At 59.7% G+C, this 16,676-nt stretch carries 13 protein-coding genes; 9 read left to right on the top strand and 4 right to left on the bottom strand.

Annotated elements, in window-relative coordinates:
• Window positions 1–226 precede the first annotated feature (226 nt).
• Entirely contained in the window at window positions 227–2,182 is a 1,956-nt protein-coding gene (locus NZK35_RS09925; protein WP_259632381.1) for an ABC transporter ATP-binding protein, read from the bottom strand.
• A gap of 134 nt (window positions 2,183–2,316) precedes the next feature.
• Between NZK35_RS09925 and NZK35_RS09930 the strand changes: the two genes are divergently transcribed.
• Together NZK35_RS09930 and NZK35_RS09935 are read left to right on the top strand one after the other, a co-directional pair.
• A complete protein-coding gene (locus NZK35_RS09930; RefSeq protein ID WP_259632382.1) occupies window positions 2,317–2,973 on the top strand; it encodes a PI-PLC domain-containing protein in 657 nt (218 codons plus the stop codon).
• 25 nt (window positions 2,974–2,998) lie between these two features.
• Window positions 2,999–3,646, top strand: a complete 648-nt coding sequence (locus NZK35_RS09935) for an HAD family hydrolase (protein WP_259632383.1) — start codon at window positions 2,999–3,001, stop codon at window positions 3,644–3,646.
• A 96-nt stretch (window positions 3,647–3,742) separates the two neighbouring features.
• Here NZK35_RS09935 and NZK35_RS09940 read toward each other — a convergent pair whose 3' ends face one another.
• The 3 genes from NZK35_RS09940 to NZK35_RS09950 are packed head-to-tail and all read right to left on the bottom strand — an operon-like array spanning window position 3,743 to window position 9,040.
• A complete protein-coding gene (locus NZK35_RS09940; protein WP_259632384.1) occupies window positions 3,743–4,720 on the bottom strand; it encodes a S1 family peptidase in 978 nt (325 codons plus the stop codon).
• Window positions 4,721–4,745: 25 nt separating this feature from the next.
• On the bottom strand, window positions 4,746–5,438 hold the full coding sequence (locus NZK35_RS09945; RefSeq protein ID WP_259632385.1) for an exosortase-associated EpsI family protein: 693 nt from the start codon (window positions 5,436–5,438) through the stop codon (window positions 4,746–4,748).
• A complete protein-coding gene (locus tag NZK35_RS09950; protein ID WP_259632386.1) occupies window positions 5,438–9,040 on the bottom strand; it encodes an archaeosortase/exosortase family protein in 3,603 nt (1,200 codons plus the stop codon). Before NZK35_RS09950 ends, NZK35_RS09945 begins: the two co-directional genes overlap by 1 nt.
• A 355-nt stretch (window positions 9,041–9,395) precedes the next feature.
• Between NZK35_RS09950 and NZK35_RS09955 the strand changes: the two genes are divergently transcribed.
• Genes NZK35_RS09955 through NZK35_RS09985 form a run of 7 tightly spaced genes read left to right on the top strand, consistent with a single transcriptional unit; the run spans window position 9,396 to window position 16,676 of the window.
• Entirely contained in the window at window positions 9,396–9,821 is a 426-nt protein-coding gene (locus NZK35_RS09955; protein WP_259632387.1) for a hypothetical protein, read from the top strand.
• Window positions 9,822–9,825: 4 nt separating this feature from the next.
• Window positions 9,826–10,992 (top strand): polysaccharide biosynthesis/export family protein, encoded by a 1,167-nt coding sequence (locus NZK35_RS09960; RefSeq protein ID WP_259632388.1) that lies wholly within the window; start codon window positions 9,826–9,828, stop codon window positions 10,990–10,992.
• A gap of 16 nt (window positions 10,993–11,008) precedes the next feature.
• Complete coding sequence (locus tag NZK35_RS09965; protein ID WP_259632389.1) at window positions 11,009–11,545, top strand: hypothetical protein; 537 nt, start codon at window positions 11,009–11,011, stop codon at window positions 11,543–11,545.
• Window positions 11,546–11,586: 41 nt separating this feature from the next.
• Window positions 11,587–12,999 (top strand): O-antigen ligase family protein, encoded by a 1,413-nt coding sequence (locus tag NZK35_RS09970; RefSeq protein WP_259632390.1) that lies wholly within the window; start codon window positions 11,587–11,589, stop codon window positions 12,997–12,999.
• A gap of 24 nt (window positions 13,000–13,023) precedes the next feature.
• A complete protein-coding gene (locus NZK35_RS09975) occupies window positions 13,024–14,583 on the top strand; it encodes an oligosaccharide flippase family protein (protein ID WP_259632391.1) in 1,560 nt (519 codons plus the stop codon).
• 55 nt (window positions 14,584–14,638) lie between these two features.
• The gene (locus tag NZK35_RS09980; RefSeq protein ID WP_259632392.1) at window positions 14,639–15,685 is read left to right on the top strand and encodes a class I SAM-dependent methyltransferase; all 1,047 of its coding nucleotides are present in this window, start codon (window positions 14,639–14,641) and stop codon (window positions 15,683–15,685) included.
• Window positions 15,678–16,676, top strand: coding sequence for a glycosyltransferase (locus tag NZK35_RS09985; RefSeq protein WP_259632393.1), 999 nt, complete (start codon window positions 15,678–15,680; stop codon window positions 16,674–16,676). Before NZK35_RS09980 ends, NZK35_RS09985 begins: the two co-directional genes overlap by 8 nt.

Below are 16,676 nucleotides of genomic sequence, written 5' to 3' on the forward strand. Positions count from 1 at the left end.
GTCGATCGCCTTTGGCCTCATGGCGTGCGGTATATCCGATCCGCCGCGCCGGCGGCAAGGTTGATCGTAAAGTGGCGAATGCTGTGTCAGCGTTAAATGTTCGGGTTGCGTTTGTCGAGCGGAAAAGGGGTCAGGTACCCAAAACCAAATGGCCCGAGGGGTGCTTCGCATTTTTGGTACCTGACCCCTTTTCCGCGGCACTCAAGGTTTAAAAGTTGACGCACCACTACGCCGCCGCACGCTCCGATCGTGGGTCGGCGGCCGCCTTGGGACCAGGTTCCACCGAAATCTGCTGGCCTTCGAAACGCAGCACGATGTCGGCGATGTCCAACATGCCTTGGCGGTGAGTCACGAAAAACACCGTGCGATGCTGGCACTGATCCCGAATGGTGTCAAAAATCAGACGCTCGCTCTCGACATCGATTTGGCTGGTCGCTTCATCGAGAATCAGAATATCGGGATCTCGGATCAAGGCTCGCGCCAGGGCGATACGCTGGCGTTGGCCCCCGCTGAGTCGGTGACCGTCCTGGCCGATGACGGTCTCGTAGCGATGGGGAAGCTCGTTTTCGATAAACGATTCCGCGTGGGCCGCCTTGGCCGCTGCCAGGATCTGCTCCCGCGTCGCCCCGGCCATCCCGTAGCCGATGTTGTAATACAGGTCTTCGTTGAACAGTTCGGTGTTTTGCGTCACCAACGCAATTCGGCTCCGCAAATCCTTCAATTTCATCTGTCGAATGTCGGTGTCGTCGAGACACACGCGACCGGCCTGCGGATCGTAGAACCGACAGAGCAGATTGATCATCGACGATTTCCCCGATCCGTTGGCCCCCACGACGGCCACGGTACTGCCGTGCGGAATCTCCAGCGACACGTCACACAAAATCGGATTGCCCTCTTCGTAGGCGAAATGAATCCCTTCCAGTCTGAGGCTGCGGTGCGGCCGCGACGCGGTCACGGCGTCGTCCGCCTCGGCGATTCGGCTGGACTGGTCCAACATCGGATACAACAAATTGGCCGCGACGGCTCCGGTATTGATGCCGTCGATCACCGAAGCGAGCTTTCGCACCGGATCGCTGGCCCCGACCAACATGCCAAAAAAGACGATCATCGACGCCGGGCCGAGCGGCTGGCTGGTGATCTGGATTCCAAAAATATCGGTCGCACGATTCATCACCAAGTAAGACCCGGCGACGATCGCCGTGCTCATCATTCCCAGTGCTAGCAATTCTGTGAGCGGACGGTTCAACGCGTTGAAGCTGACGATTCGCATCGTGAATCGCTGCATATCCAGGGTCGCCTTGTCAAACCGCTCCTGTTCGTGATCTTCGCGGCAATAGGCTTGGACGGTTTTAATGTTATTGAGCGATTCGAGCATGACGTGATGAAGCCCCATCGCCCGTTCCAGCAGGCTTTGGCAGACGCGTTTGAGCGATCGGCTGACCACGTACAGCAACCCGAACACGAGGGGAACGACCAGCAGGGTCAACAACAGCAAGCGGGGACAGATGATCGCCGCCCCGATCAAACAGGACGCCAATTTCAGTGGCTCACGCACCGCACCGCCGTAAACACTGGTGATGCCATTTGACAGCATATTGGTCGTGTAAGTGATGTGCGCGACAAAACCGCTGCTGGTGTAGCCGGCGAAGCTGGCTTGGTCCAGCCTCAGCGCCTTGGAGAAGATTTTGGTTTGAATCCGCCGCGTGATACGGGCAGCGATGAGGGCCACGATGGCGGTGTTGGCAAACTGGAAGACGTGCTTCAGCGCGGTGCACAATAAGACGCCCAGCATGACGTACAAGACGGTCTGGAATGGATCCTGGGGCAGATACTTTTGGACATAGGGTTGGATTTTCAGGGAGGAATCGAGGCCTGCTTGTTCGGCATTTTTGCGTGATTGCAACAGTTCCAGCTGAATCGCCGGGTCGACGCCGGGTGCGGGATTGTTGCGGACGTCGATCATTTCGCGTTCGATGGCCGCGATCCGCAGCTTGCTCTCGGCGATCTCGCCTTCGACCCAATCTTGCAGCGATTCGCCGACCATCGTGACTTTGATGACCGGGAAGAGCGCGCCGATATTCAATCCCCAGATCGCGCCATTGCCGACCGCGCAGAGGGTTGCGACAAGTAACAGAGGCCAGAAACCGAAGGCATCGGCAAGTGCTCGACCAAAATTCTTCATCAGTGCTTCTTCTCGTTGTGCAATTGCAGCTAAAGACGCGTCGACACAGAATGTCGCCACATCGATCGAATCTGCCGCACTTTTAGCGAAGATCACCACACGACTTCAATCGGAATGTTAGGACAATGATTGAAATGGAGCGTCTTGCCCATCGCGGGCTCTGGAACGAAGCGTCCGAAAAGAACAGCCGGGTGGCGTTTGAGCGAGCGTTTGCCGCGGGATTCGGCGTCGAAACGGATCTCCGCGACCACGACGGCACGGTGGTGATCAGCCACGATCCGCCTGGCGGGGCGAGCGAACCGGAAATGAGTTTCGAAGATTTTCTAGCCCTGTATCGCCGGTGCGACGCTTCGGGAACCCTGGCATTGAACATCAAAGCGGACGGGTTATCCGCCAACGTGCATCAATTGTTGAAAAAATATCAGTTGGGCAGGTATTTCGTCTTCGACATGGCGATCCCAGATCTGTTGGCGTATTCAAAACTCGGCATGCGTTGCTTTTCGCGGCAAAGCGAGATTGAAATTCCGACGTTGTTGAAAAATTTTTCGCCATACTCACCGATCGAGGGGATCTGGCTAGATTCGTTTTCGTCGATTTGGTATCCCACCGATCTCGTTCGCGAACACTTGGCGTCGGGACTGGACGTTTGTCTGGTTTCACCCGAGTTACACGGCCGAGACCCACAGCCCTGGTGGGACGAATTACGAACGTTTCTTGAAACGACACCACCGGATAGAGACCCGCGACCAGGCAGGTTGATGTTGTGCACAGATTTTCCCAACGAATTTTGATCGGCTGCCAGGGAGGGCAACGTAAGTGATCAAGGCAATCATCTTTGACATGGACGGCGTCTTGGTTGATGCCAAGCAGTGGCATTTCGAGGCGCTTAACACCGCTCTGGAACTGTTCGGGTATCGCATCAGCCAATTCGAACATCATCAACGCTTCGACGGTCTACCGACACGCGAGAAGCTCCGCATCCTGGCCAAGGAAAACGGCTTTCCGCACACGCTCAGTGAGTTCGTCAACGAGATGAAACAGCACTGCTTGTTGGAAACCGCCGAACGACTTTGTCAGCCGAATCCGGTCCACCTCGAAACGCTCGAAACGCTGCGGACCGAGGGCTACGACTTGGCGTTGGCATCCAATTCGATCCGACGCTCCGTCGACCGATTGATGCAATTGACCTCGCTCAATTCGCTGCTCTCGTTCACCCTCAGCAACGAAGACGTCTCGCAGCCCAAGCCGAGCCCGGAAATCTATACCTTGGCCATCAAACGCCTGGGCGTCTTCCCCAACGAATGCCTGGTGGTCGAAGACGGTGACTACGGAGTGGCTGCAGCGAAAGCGGCCGGCGCCAACGTGCTCCGTGTCGAAACGGTTCGCGACGTCAATTACAAGAACGTGCGAAATCGTATCGAAGAAATCAAACGCGAATCCGGCCCCAAGACTTCGGTCGCGTAGCGACCGAAAACGCGCCAGCCGGACGGTCTTCCAGACGGACACCGGACGGGTCGCGCCGTTCCCCTCGCGCCGTTCCCCTCGCGCCGTCGGCTCGACCTAACTCGCATTGCGAGCGTAGCAGCGCGACGACATCAGCAGCCCGCCGGCGAATACCATCCACATCATCCAGGATGCCAGTTCCGGTGCGACCGGACCGCCGCCCGAGATCGTGGACGAGATCCACGACGCATAGGACGAGACCTTGATCGACCCCGCCAGATCACCGTAGTCCGCATCCAGATTGCCGTCCACGCTGGCGATGAACGAGTGCACGCCGGCCAAGACCTCTCCACCGCCAAAGTCCATGAACACGGCGCCCCCGCTGTCTCCGCCGGCGATCAGGTATTCGAGATCCAGCTGCGTTGCCGTTCCGAAAAAGTTGTCGCCCGCCAATCCGCTGTCGAAATCTTCAAAGAGGATGTCGTCGCTGTAGCCGGTGACGGAACTGCCGTCGACGTCCACGATATTTTGACCGGCTCGTTTGGTGCCCGCCGGAGCGGTGATCCCGGTCTGGCCGTTGCCCGTGACCCCGTATCCGACGTGGGTTGCCGTTTGTCCCACTTCCGACGTGTTGGTGTTGATGGTCGCCGGCGTCACGCTCAATTCGCTCGTGGCCAGTCGCAACAGGGCGATATCGGTTCCCGTTTGAAGATCGCCCGTCCAGCCGGGAAACACAAATCGCTCGGCACCCACGTGGATCCCGCCGCCGCTATCGGTCAGATCAAACGTCCAATCACTCGCCGACAATCCCACTTCATCCAAGCAGTGCCCGGCCGTCAGGATCCAGTTTTCTTCGATCAGCGTGGCCGAGCAGATCATCGAACTCCACGTCAACGCGCCGACCGCGGGATAGCTGGCGGCCAAACTCGTGTAACTGGAATCGGCGCGATCGTGACGAATCGTGCCGCCGGTCGCGGTTTGCATGGCCCCCAGGCCTAGCAACAACAAGAGCCCACTCCACACGCGTCCCGGCGGACGCCCTGGGGGACGGATTCGCAGTTCAACGAGGCTTCCTGGATTGATGGCCGTGCGCATGGTTGGGGTTTGATTCGAGGTGGGTTCAATTGGAAGAAGGGGCCGGAGTCGAGCGCTGTGTCACTCGGGGCGGCGATGAGTCGACGGAACGTTCCGGAACCGCGTCGACCGATTCAGCTGCATCGACGGTCAGCCCAACGACTTGCCGAATCACCCGCTGAGCCTCCGCCGTCATCCCGCCGGGGTGCCGCATCGAGACGAGTAATCGCTGGAGCGTCGGATGACCGGCCAGTTGAAAGCGAGGATATTGCGGTGCCCGCCAGTGCGACCCATCGTGCCAAGCGTAGGCGATCGTCAGGGCGGGTTGATCCACTTCCCGCGGCTGCAGCGTTTGGCAACGGAACTGGTCCGGCTGGTCCGGCATGTTCCAGACGACGGGCTCACTGTGCGCGCGGAATTCCGTCCGCGCATAGCAGGTCTCCGGCAGGTGGCTTGCCAGCGGACCTCCCGGCCCGGCGATCAAGGTCACGACGACGACCTGCTTGGTCTGGCGATGTTGATAGACACGTCGCCAGTGATCTCCCGCCTGCAGAATGTCCAGCTCACCGGGCTGTAATTCCCATCGCTCGGTCAGTTCCCATTGGCCCAGCGTCTCGGCCAACTCGAACGCGCATCGCGGCGTCACTTGGGTCCGCGCAGCCGATGTCGCCAGACAACTGACCAGGGCGAGCGAGCAACCCAGCACCGCGGCCTTCGTTCGTGTCAACTTGACGTTCATCACGCTTCGCCACTCCGTTGCATGATGGGCCGTGTCGTCAATTCATTTCGGCGAATGAATTCATTTTGCAGCCTGACCCAGGCACGCTGTTCGCTGAGATGCAGTCGGCCTTTGCGAAGCTGGTCGACCTGAACCGACTCGAAGGATTCCCGGGCTCGATCGCGATCGCCGACCGCCAAGTAAGCGGCTGCCAAGTGCAGGTGTGTCGTCGGGGCACCACCACCAGAGCCGGCCAGGGCACGATTGAACCACTCCAGTGCGTCTGCGGCACGATTCATCCGCACCAAGATCCAACCCTTGGTGTCCAAGAATTCGGGCACCGGACCGGTCTGTTTCAAAACGTGATCGATGTGTCGAAGTGCCTGTTGGAAATCACGCCCTTCTTCGGCCAACAACATCGCCAAATTGTTTGCGGCGACGACGTGATCGGGGTGCCGGGTCACGGCACGATCGAGCAATTCCATCGCCGCAGTCTTGCGCTGATGGTGCGTGTGCCATGCCACAATCGCCATCAGAAGCGTCGGATCATCGACCGCCTCGGTCACGCTGCGTTCGATGATCGGTTCCAAAGTCGCCTGGTGTGCGGGAGACAAATCGTCGGTGCTGACGGCGATGACGGCAGCCGTATGAGCCCTCAAAGAGGTGTTCACCGTCCACCGTGGATCGGCAACCAACGCGATGGCCTTGTCGGCATGACCATGACGGGCCAACGCAATCGCCAGCGCCGCGACAGCTTCAACGCCACGTTCGGCGACGGTGCGATAGTGCCGGATCGCCAGATCGCCTCGGCCGACCCGTTCATAGGCCTGGGCAACGATCTTGTCCGAAGGGACGGCCAGCTCGTCCGAAGGGACGGCCAGCTCGTCCGAAGGGACGGTGGTTTCGCCACCACGTCGTTGCCGCAGCGCAATCTCCTCGATCGCACCGCGGACTCCATATCGGTTGTGGAGCACGTCGACCAGTTCCAGCCAGATTTCGTTGTCATACCCCAACTCCGCCAACGCGCTGCGATAACAGCGTTCGGCGGCCGGCGTGTTGCCGGCCGATCGCCAAGCTCGCGCAGCCGCCGTCCATTGATCGGCTGAACCATCGCCGCCGGCTTGACTCTGGCCGTTGGCAGCACCAGCGCCGCCGGCAGCACCAGCGCCGCCGGCAGCACGCCGTTCGAATTGCCGGGCGGCTTGGGCATATCGGCCCAGCCGAACCAGGCATTGGACCTGCAGCGTTTCCAACGCGGGCAACCACGCGGCGGCCCCCGCAGCGGACGAAGCCGTCGACATCGCGACCAACGATTGGCAACGCCCGATCGTCTTGAGCGCGGCTTCGTGGCGGCCGGCGTGGGCATCCAGCCGGGCTTGAACGAGCATCCAGCGGATCCGCAGGTCCCGGCTGACGGGTTGAAACCCTTGGTTTTCCTGTTTCAACAATTGCCCCGCCAAGACCGCCGACTCCGCGGGACGCTCCGCTTGAAACAGCGCCTCGGCCAGCTTGATCCCCAGTCCCATCGGGCGATCGCCCGCCAACCGCCACGCCCGCAGGTACGCGGCGGTGCACTGCGGCCACTGTCCCTGGCTGGCACAAACATCACCTAACATGATGTAGGCCGCGTGGTGATTGGGCGTCCGCTCAATCGCCATGGCCAGAAACCGTTTCGCATCGTCGTGACGGTGCTGCAACACGGCTTCGCGTGCGCTGGCCAGATAAATCGGATACGCCACCGCGGCCGGACAGTGGTCGTCGATGCTCAACCGGGCCCGTTCGATGGACGGGGGTTCCGTGCCAAACACCTGGGCGAACCGCCACGCCTGCAAAAATGCGTGCGCCGACCCGACTCCGCTGGCCGCGTCGGCGATTGCCGGTTCGATCGCATTGACCACACGACGATCCATCGACTCGTGGTGATCGCAGCAATACGATGCCAGCTCGATCACCAAACGATCTCGCCACGGCGACGTGGGACCGAATCGATCCATCCATCGGTTCAAACGATCGACGGTGACCAAGGGGTGACGGGGGCGTGAGCCGTTGGGAAATCGCAACATCGCCTCCACGCACAGTCGCAATGAATGCGCGTCGCGTTGATCGATGGCGTAGAGACGTTCGGCGCTGCGGCAGGCCGATTTGGCCTGATCGAGCTCCAACGCCAACTCCAAATGGGTTCTCAAGGCGCCCACATGCGATGGCGATTGCTCAAGGACCGATTCAAGTTGGTAAAAGGCCTGCATGGACTCGTCGACCGAGTCAGCGTCTTGGAGCGACGCCCAGGCATAGCGATAGCGCGCATCAACCCGCTCGGGCTGCAGCTGCAACAACGTTCGGTAACACGATGCCGCACGATCCCAATCGGCATTCGATTCGTGGCCGCGCGCCTCGGTCAGGGTTTCGCTGATGATGCGATTTCGCTTCGCCGCATGATGCACGATCGCGACACCGACGATGCCGGCGACAACCAGGGGAACGCCCCCCACCACCACCAGGGACTTCCCCCATCGTGGCCATCGTCTGCCGAGCGCAGGAGAGCTTTGTCCGGACGGACCTTCAGGGTCGCTCCGACCGGAGGGCTCGCGGCCTGCCCGGAGATCCGTAGCAGAACGGCGCGAGCGGGCTGTCGTTTGAGTCGATGTTCCGAAATCAGCGTGATCATGCCACCCCGACGCGTGAACGAAGGGCGCCGCGTGGCCTCTTGCTAACGCGTGCGGGTCTAAATCGACAGCCCGCGAGCCGTCCGGTCGCACCCAACGATCAAACGTGAACACAGCCCTGACCTTGCCCAGCCAAGCCCGAAACGCGAAAAAGAGTAAAGCCGACAGGGGCACCGCCAACCAATCGCCCAGGTCATGTGCCCACGTCGTGTACGACTCCGTTTGGTAGCGGTCCGCGATCAAGGCGACGGCCGAAATCCGGGTGGCGTTGGCCACAATGGCCGCCGGGAACGCCAGCAACATCACGGCCGCCAAATCCCACGCAACGCCCCACCCCGGCTTGCCGGGACCTTGATCCCGCCCGGACGGCGAACGGGAAAGGAAGGTGATGATGGTCCCCAGTGCCGCGACCGCGACGGTCATCCGCAGCCCACTGCAATCCCGCGTGATCCCGACTCCGCCGCTTGCCATCATCAGCGTGTAGCCGTCGGTCACCGCAAAAGTCGACGTCAGACTGAGCAGGTAACAACTGCCCCACGCGGACAACCACTGCAACGATTGATTTGCCAGCATTTCCAGCTGGAACGGAAGCGGGATCATGAATCCCAAGAAGCCGATCGCCGGCAAACTCCAGACCAACACTCCCCGGCCTGCCAACAGTCCAACCATTCCGCCCAGATACAGCGGCAGGGTCCAACATTGTAGTGTTGGAAGATGGAAGTATCCGCCTAGCGATAGCAAGCCCTGCGCGACTACAAGCAACCCCAGTCCAGGGCCCCAGGGCTTGTCGATCGCCGGCAAGGTCGATCGCCGCTGCCACAACAGCCAGAGTGCAATCGGCAGCACCGCCGGCCCATGAGAATAGCTTGTATTGGAATGCCACTGTTGAAACAGATGCCCTACGACCTGACGGTAGCTGCAAACAGCCAATACCACCCAAACCAGGATCAGCGTCGGCAAATGCCGAGCCGATATGCCTCGCCAGCCGCGGCATGTGCCCCTTCGGGGAGCCTGCAGATTGGATTGCACGAGTGGATTCTATGGGACATGGGAATGGACACAGTTTTTCTGTCCATCGGCCTCACCGCGACAACAACGCGATCGAATCGTTTTTCGCCCGCAGACCGCGACGTTTCCTCAAGACCGGATTGGAAGAAGGAACCCGGAAAAGCGTGCAGATCGACACGTCGCCCCATCGATGTCGCTTGAGGCATTTCCGGGACAATTCTGTGTTTTTTCCAGAACGGAGAAAAGATATGCCGGTTAGGCAGACGATAGGGTGGGTAAGCCTCACAGCACTCGGTAGAAAACGGCAATGATCAAACAACTTCGCAAGCCTCGGCGACTAAGCCATTTCATCATCCGGACCGTCGTCATGGTGCCGTTCGGTTTGGCTCTGGTTTCATTGCCCGAGGCAGCCCCCGCCCAGGCACCGACGCAGGGATTCGGCGGCGGGTCCAAACGCGCGTCCTCGGCGCCCTACCAACAGCGTTTGTCGCCCTATCTCGACTTGCTACGCAGCGACAACAGCATTCTGAGCCCCTATCACTCTTTTGTTCAGCCGCGGCAGCAACTGCGGCTGAATCAGAACCGACAAGCCGAACAGCTTCGCAAATTAGAACGAACGATCCAGCGATCGACAGCCCCGACGGCCCAAAGCGAACGAATGCAGACGGGACGCGGTGGGACATTCAACAATTACCTGCACTACTACCAATTCAACTCCGCCTTCCAACGGTGACCGCTTGGTCGACGGCTCCGTTGCCCCCGGTGTCGTGATTCCTGCCCCGCCCCACATCATTGCAATCATCAACGTGAACCTCGCCGTCTGTTCTCTGCGACACCTCGCTCTCGTGCTGCTATCGGCATGCGCGATGGCCAGTACCGGGTGCCAATTGGTGCAGAGGGTTGACGCTCCGCTTGAGTTGCCGGCGTTGCTGGATGCGAATTGCGATTCCGATGGCGCGGTAGCGTTTGTGCCTCGTGAATTGGACAAAGTGACCACGCCGATGTATCGCATCGAGCCGCCGGATATTCTGACGATTGATGTCCAGCAAAACGTTTCTCAGCAACAACACGCGTTGCAGCCGGGTGACATCGTCTTGCTCACGGTGACGGGGACCTTTCCCGAGGAACCGATCGAAGGCGAATACCAAGTTGAACTCGGCGGCGTGATCCAGCTCGGCTTCAGCTATGGAGCGGTCGAGGTGATGGGCGTCGGGGTCGAACAGGCGAAGCAGCGGATCGAAGACCATCTGAAAACACAATTGCAGCAGCCGCTTGTTTCGATGTCGTTGCGCGGGGTTGCGGGAATTCAACCCATCGCCGGTGAGCATCTCGTCGGCCCCGATGGCACCGTCACGCTTGGCCAATACGGCTCGGTCCGATTGGCCGGCATGACCTTGGACGAGGCACGCCTGGCGATTTCCGCCCAGATGTCCACGGAGTTTTCCGATCCCAAAGTCTCGGTGTCGGTTTATGCGTACAACAGCAAAGGCATTTATGTCATCACCCAAGGCGGCGGGCTGGGCGATGAATTGGTTCGGTTGCCATTCACCGGCAATGAAACGGTGATCGACGCGTTGAGCCAAATCAATGGGCTCAGCTACGTCTCGTCCAGTCGCATGTGGGTCGCCCGCCCCAACCGCGAACAAGGCACCAGCGTGATGTTGCCCATCGATTGGGAGGGCATCACACAACTGGCCGATGTCAGCACCAACTATCAGCTGTTGCCGGGTGACCGAATTTTCATCGCGCACAACAAGATCATCGCTTTCGATTCCGCGATCGCAAAATTCACGTCGCCACTGGAACGCATTCTGGGATTCACTCTGCTGGGCACAGGGACGGCGTCACGGTTGTCCGGGAAAGTGCTTGACAAGACCAGCGGAGGCGTCGGGTTCGGCCAATAGGCTCGACACGCAACTCATGAACCAGCGGTCCACCCCATCGACGCGAACCACGATCGGCCACCTCGTACTGGCGGGGCTGGCGATCACACTGGCCGGTTGCCAGTCGTGCCTTCCGGGCCGACGTTCCAAGACCATCACGCCAGCCGCCTACGATTCGATCGTCAACAATGCAGGCTATCGCGAGACCACTTGGACACCCTTGGATCCCTGCGACGCCTGGCAGTCGCCGGTCCGACACGAACACGTCGACCAGCAGTGGTTCGAACACGTCGGCGCGGAAACGTTGCCCAACCCGATCGAGCAGATCAGCCACGAAGTCCCCAGCGAACTGGCGAACGTCGACCTGGCGAACATCGACCTGGCTGCCGTTGACCCACAGCTCGAATCCGGTCCAGCCGACGAACCGACGGACAGCGTGGCCCAAAGCAGTACGGCCCCAGACAGTGAATCAATCGGCACCGCGTCCGCATCGGTCGCAACCGGGAAGTGGTACGAAATCGAATCCGGCCCGAGCGAAGAACTTGAACACGTTGAGATCGAGTATCTCCGTTAGTCGCGTGACGAGCCACGCGTGGCAGGGAAGCAAGCAATCAGATGGCAACGGCGGTTTTTGACACCACCGATCACACCTCTCTGCCCCGCATCGACACGGACGTCGATGATCGGCACGGCTGGGGGTTTGCCCTGTTGCTGGCGACGACGGCGACCCTGTTTGTCCGCCCGGCGGACCTGGTGCCGGCCTTGGACAAGTGGCCGATCTATCAAGTACTGATCGTCGCCTGTCTCGCCGTCTCGGCCCGGGCGTGTGCCAGGCAACTCAGCCACGGCAGACTGGTCCACCGCCCGATCACGGCGGCGTTACTGTTATTGGTCATCGCGGTCGGAATGTCGCATCTTTCGCACGGCTTTGTCTGGGCGGCAAGGATGTCGATGTTGGAAGTCAGCAAGTTGATCGCCCTGTACGTGCTGATCATCGGACTGATCAACACGCCGACGCGGCTGCGGTTTTTCGTGAAGTGGCTGACCGTTGCGATCACGACGATGGCATCACTGGTGTTGTTGGACAAGTTCGGCATGGTGTCGATCGCCGCACTGGAATCGATCCAAGACCGCGGTGTCATCCAAAACGGTGTCGTCGAGCAGGTGGAACGCATTCGTGGGACAGGCATCTTTCAAGACCCCAATGACTTTGGATTGATCCTCGTCATGGGACTCGTTTTTTGCGTCTCGTTCCTGACCAAACCTCGGACCGGATGGGTGCGTTATGGCTGGCTCGCACCGACAGGTGTTCTGTTGGCTGCGTTGGCGATGACCCATTCACGTGGTGCACTGCTGTCGTTGATCTGCGCGGTGTCGACGGCGTTGTGCTATTTCCGCGGAGGAAAATATGGCGCGTTGGCGTTGCCGGGATTGTCGTTGTTGGCGTTGGCGTTTTCTAGCCGCATGTCTGACTTCAGCGCGATCAATCAAGGGACGGGCCAAGACCGCATTCAGATTTGGTCGGAAAGCTTGAGCATTTGGCGGCAATATCCGTTGTTCGGTTTGGGCGAAGGATTGATCGCCGATGAAATCGGCGTGGTGACTCACAATTCGTTTCTGCATTGTTACGCCGAACTGGGCTTTTTCGGCGGCACCACCTTCGTCGCCTGTTTTTTGGCTGCCGGGTTCGGCCTCTGGTCGCAACGGCGTCCGCGATCGAAACCGCCCGAAGAGGAGATGCCGGCGGCCCAAGCGGCTCGCGAACATTCTCGGTTGTGCGGCTTTCTGTTCGCGGCCTTGATGGGTTGCATCGCCGCCATGCTGACCATCTCGCGACAGTTTGTCGCCCCCACCTACTTGATCCTGGGACTCGTCGCGGCCGCAATTTCCATGCCCGCCAATGCGTCGATCCCCGGTCTGGCAACCGGGTTGCGAATCGGCAACCGGTTCTTGCTGTTGTCTCTCCTCGCCAGTGCCGGCTCACTGTTGCTGTTCTACATGACCATCCGTCTTTTTGTCCGCTGGTGATTTCAAACTCAAACATTGACTTTGATGAGTAGTTTCCGTGTCATCTCTCGAAACATTCTGAGCAACTGGGTGGCCTACGTCATCCAGGTGGCGATCACGTTTTTCTTGACGCCATTCGTGTTGCACCAGATCGGTGATGCGCGTTACGGCGTTTGGACCATCGTGATCAGCATCACGGGATATTACGGACTGTTGGATCTTGGTTTGCGTGCCGGGATGACCCAGTACATCACCCGGTACTTTTCCAAGGGTGACTTCGACCGCATGAATCGTGCCGCCAGCAGCGGGTTCGCCCTGCATCTCGGCTGCGCCCTGTGTGCGTTGGTTGCCACCTTCGCGACCGCAGTCGCCGCGCCCGCTTTCTTTTCCTTGCCTCCCGCGTTGGAGACCGAGGCCGTTTGGTGTGTTCTGATTCTAGGCTGTTCGACGGCAATCCAATTATTGTTGTTCCCGTTTTCGGTCGCCCTGACGGCCAAGCAACGCTTTGACCTGATCACCGTCGTCAGTCTTTTCTGCCGAATCGTGTCGGCCACCGCGACGATCCTTGTATTGATGGCCGGATACGGATTGATCGGTGTGTGTGCCGCCGGCGCGGTCGGAAACCTTCTCGACTACGCACTCCGCTGGGCGGTCGGCTGCCGCGTCCTTCCCGAACTCAAAATCTCTTGGCGGTTGGCGAGTTGGGCCGGTTGCCGCGAATGCATCGGCTTCGGATTCTGGAGCGCCTTGCTCGCCGTCAGCCACCTGGTGATCAGCTTTTCCGACGCGTTGGTGATCGGAATTTTCATGCCCGTCTCGGCGATCGCCTACTTTGCCTTGGCCAACAACTTGATGAAGTACTTTGCCAACATCTTCGTTCCCGTCAGTCAAGTCTTCTATCCCGCCGCGACCGACCTCGATGCGCACAACAATCTGACGGGGCTACAGCAGCTCTACCTGAAAGGCTCGCGAATGCTTTCCTTGGTCGCGGTCAGCGCGGCATTGATCACGGGGATCTGGGCCAGCGGTTTCTATCGATTGTGGATCGGCGACAAGTACGTCCAAACGGACATTTATCACTCCGTTCCGCTGCTGTTCCAAATCTTGCTCATCGGCGCGTTGTTCACCGCCGCAACCGGGATCGGTTCCAAGATTTTGCTGGGCCGTCGCCGATTCAAGGGCCTGACCTGGTTGATGTGTGTTGAGGGCACCATGAATCTAGCCATCAGCGTCGCACTGATCCAACCGTTCGGATTGCTGGGCGTTGCGATCGGAACCGCGTTGCCCGCCGTCCTGTGCCGTGGCATCGCGCACCCGATCATCGTCTGCGCCGACCTGAAACTTGATTTCAAAGACTACAGCCGCCAGATCCTTTGGCCGACCGTTGTCGTCACCGTGCTGCTGGCGCCGTTGGTATTCGCCGTGCACCACATCACCGATCAAAGCAATTGGACGGAGTTGATCATCGGCGGATTGCTGGCAACCCTGATTGCCGTCGTCTTGGCCTGCAGCTTCGGACTGAACACCTCTGATCGTCAACGCTACCTTTTCCCCACTCTTAGACGGATGGCGAGAATCCGCGGCGTCTTGGAGGCCAAACCTTGATTCCCATCCACGAGAATCGTCGATCGCTCCTTGTCAGCGAAAGGAAGACCAACCGATGAGTCATTTTGCAGCGACCTGCCGTCGAATCTCGCGAGCACCACGAACACTGGTGTCCCGCGTGCTGTCGCGGCAACGTTCCACCGCGACCAAACGCGATCAATGGTTCGTGGACTACCACAGCGACCACGCTCGGCAGGTGGTCGGGTTGCGGGACAAGACCGATGAACGTTTAAAACTCTTTCGCGTCGAAGACATCGCAGGAAAACGTGTCCTCGACGCCGGATGCAACATGGGTGCGATCGTCAACCATTGCATGAAATTGGGTGCTCACCAGGTCACCGGTTTGGACTTTGATGGCGCCGCGGTACAACGCGCCCGGGGACTTTACAGCGACCCCACATCGGTCTTTCGATGTGACGACCTGGACAATCCGCTGGCGGCGCTCGAGCCGCACGACACCGTCATGTTCCTGTCTGTCTACGGCACCAAGGAACTGGAAGACCGCAATTCCATCCTCAGCCGGTTGGCGGGGTTGTCTCAAGTGATGTACTTCGAGGGCCATCATGGCGACGACCCGCGCGACTACGCTTGGGTGTTGCTGAAATTTGGCGGGTTCCAAACCATCGAGTTTCTCGGCTACACCAACGACGAACTGCGTGAAGATTCCGTCGGACGCCCTTTCTTTCGCTGTGACCGGAAACCGCGCGACGTCGGCTTCCTGGCCGGTTTTATCGCCGACCATTCACACATCGATGCCACGCTAAAGGTCGCCGTGGTCGGCCGCTCCGGCGCGGGCAAGAGCCACTTGGCGCGACAGCTGGCGGACGATCAACGCTGCGAGGGTGTGACGATTCTGGACGACGTGAACGATCCGGGTCGCATTCATGCCGCCCAGCGACTCGTTCTGTTTGACTATCGCGCGGGCACCTACATCGATCAAATCGACGCCCTGTTCTTCTTGGACGTCGACGAGAACGTTCGCTTGAAACGCTTTGCCAGCGACCCCGTTCGACAAGACGACTACAACGCGCTGCTGCGCACGCCGCCGGTGCGTTCAAACTTTTTGAGCTTCTTTCGGATCGAGGCACAACAAGATGGCTAGCGAGCATGCCGAAGCCGCCCCAGCGATCGTGACCGGAGCGACCAGAACACCGACCACACGCCCCCATCCAGGTCGCGTCTCGGTGATCATCCCCACGTACAATTGTGCCCGCTACATCGACGACGCGTTGCAGTCGGTGGCGATCCAGTCTTATGACGACTGGGAAATCGTCGTGATCGATGATGGATCCACCGATGAAACACTCGCTGTCGTTGCCCGATCCGGCGTTCCCTGCACCTACGTGATGAACGAGCGACACAAAGGCCCCGCGGGGGCTCGCAACCACGGGGTCGGCCTGAGCAGCGGTCAATACATCGCCTTCCTCGATGCCGACGATGCGTGGCTGCCCAACAAGTTGGCCCTTCAAGTTGCCGCACTGCAAGCCGATCCAAAACTGCTCGCCCTCGGTTCGATCATGATTCCCTGGGACAGCACGCCGCCCCAAATCGACAAGACGACCACGGTGCGACGATACAGTTTTTCCGAAATGGTCGTTCGCAATCGGCTCGGAACGCCGACGGTCGTCTGTCGGCGTGACGCGCTGTCGAAGGTCGGCCTGTTCGACGAATCGATGAACATCGCCGAAGACTACGAATTGTGGCTGCGGTTGAGCCGGATCGGTGCGGTCGGTCGTCTGGAAATGCCGCTGGCCCGATTCCGACAGCGGCCCGACGGTGCCAGTGCGGGCAACCGCGACCGCACCTTTGATCTGGACATGCGTTTTGCCCGCTCGCTTGCGAACCGATATCCCGATGTACCGGGGATACGCCGTTTGGTCCAACAGGGGCTCTCGGCCAGAGAGTTTGAACGTGCGATTGAATTGTGCGATGTGGAAAAACGCTATTGGCAAGCCCTTCGCGCGACCGCCAATTCGATTCGCAATTGGCCCTGGACCAATCCCCTCGGCCTGGGCCGCCCGCTGACACGCCTGCGACGCGTTCGGCGCATCGTTCTGGACGCCCTGCATGCGCAATGCGGCGCAGGAGTTTGA

The sequence above is a fragment of the Stieleria sedimenti genome (assembly GCF_025060895.1).
In the GTDB taxonomy this organism is placed as follows: domain Bacteria; phylum Planctomycetota; class Planctomycetia; order Pirellulales; family Pirellulaceae; genus Stieleria; species Stieleria sedimenti.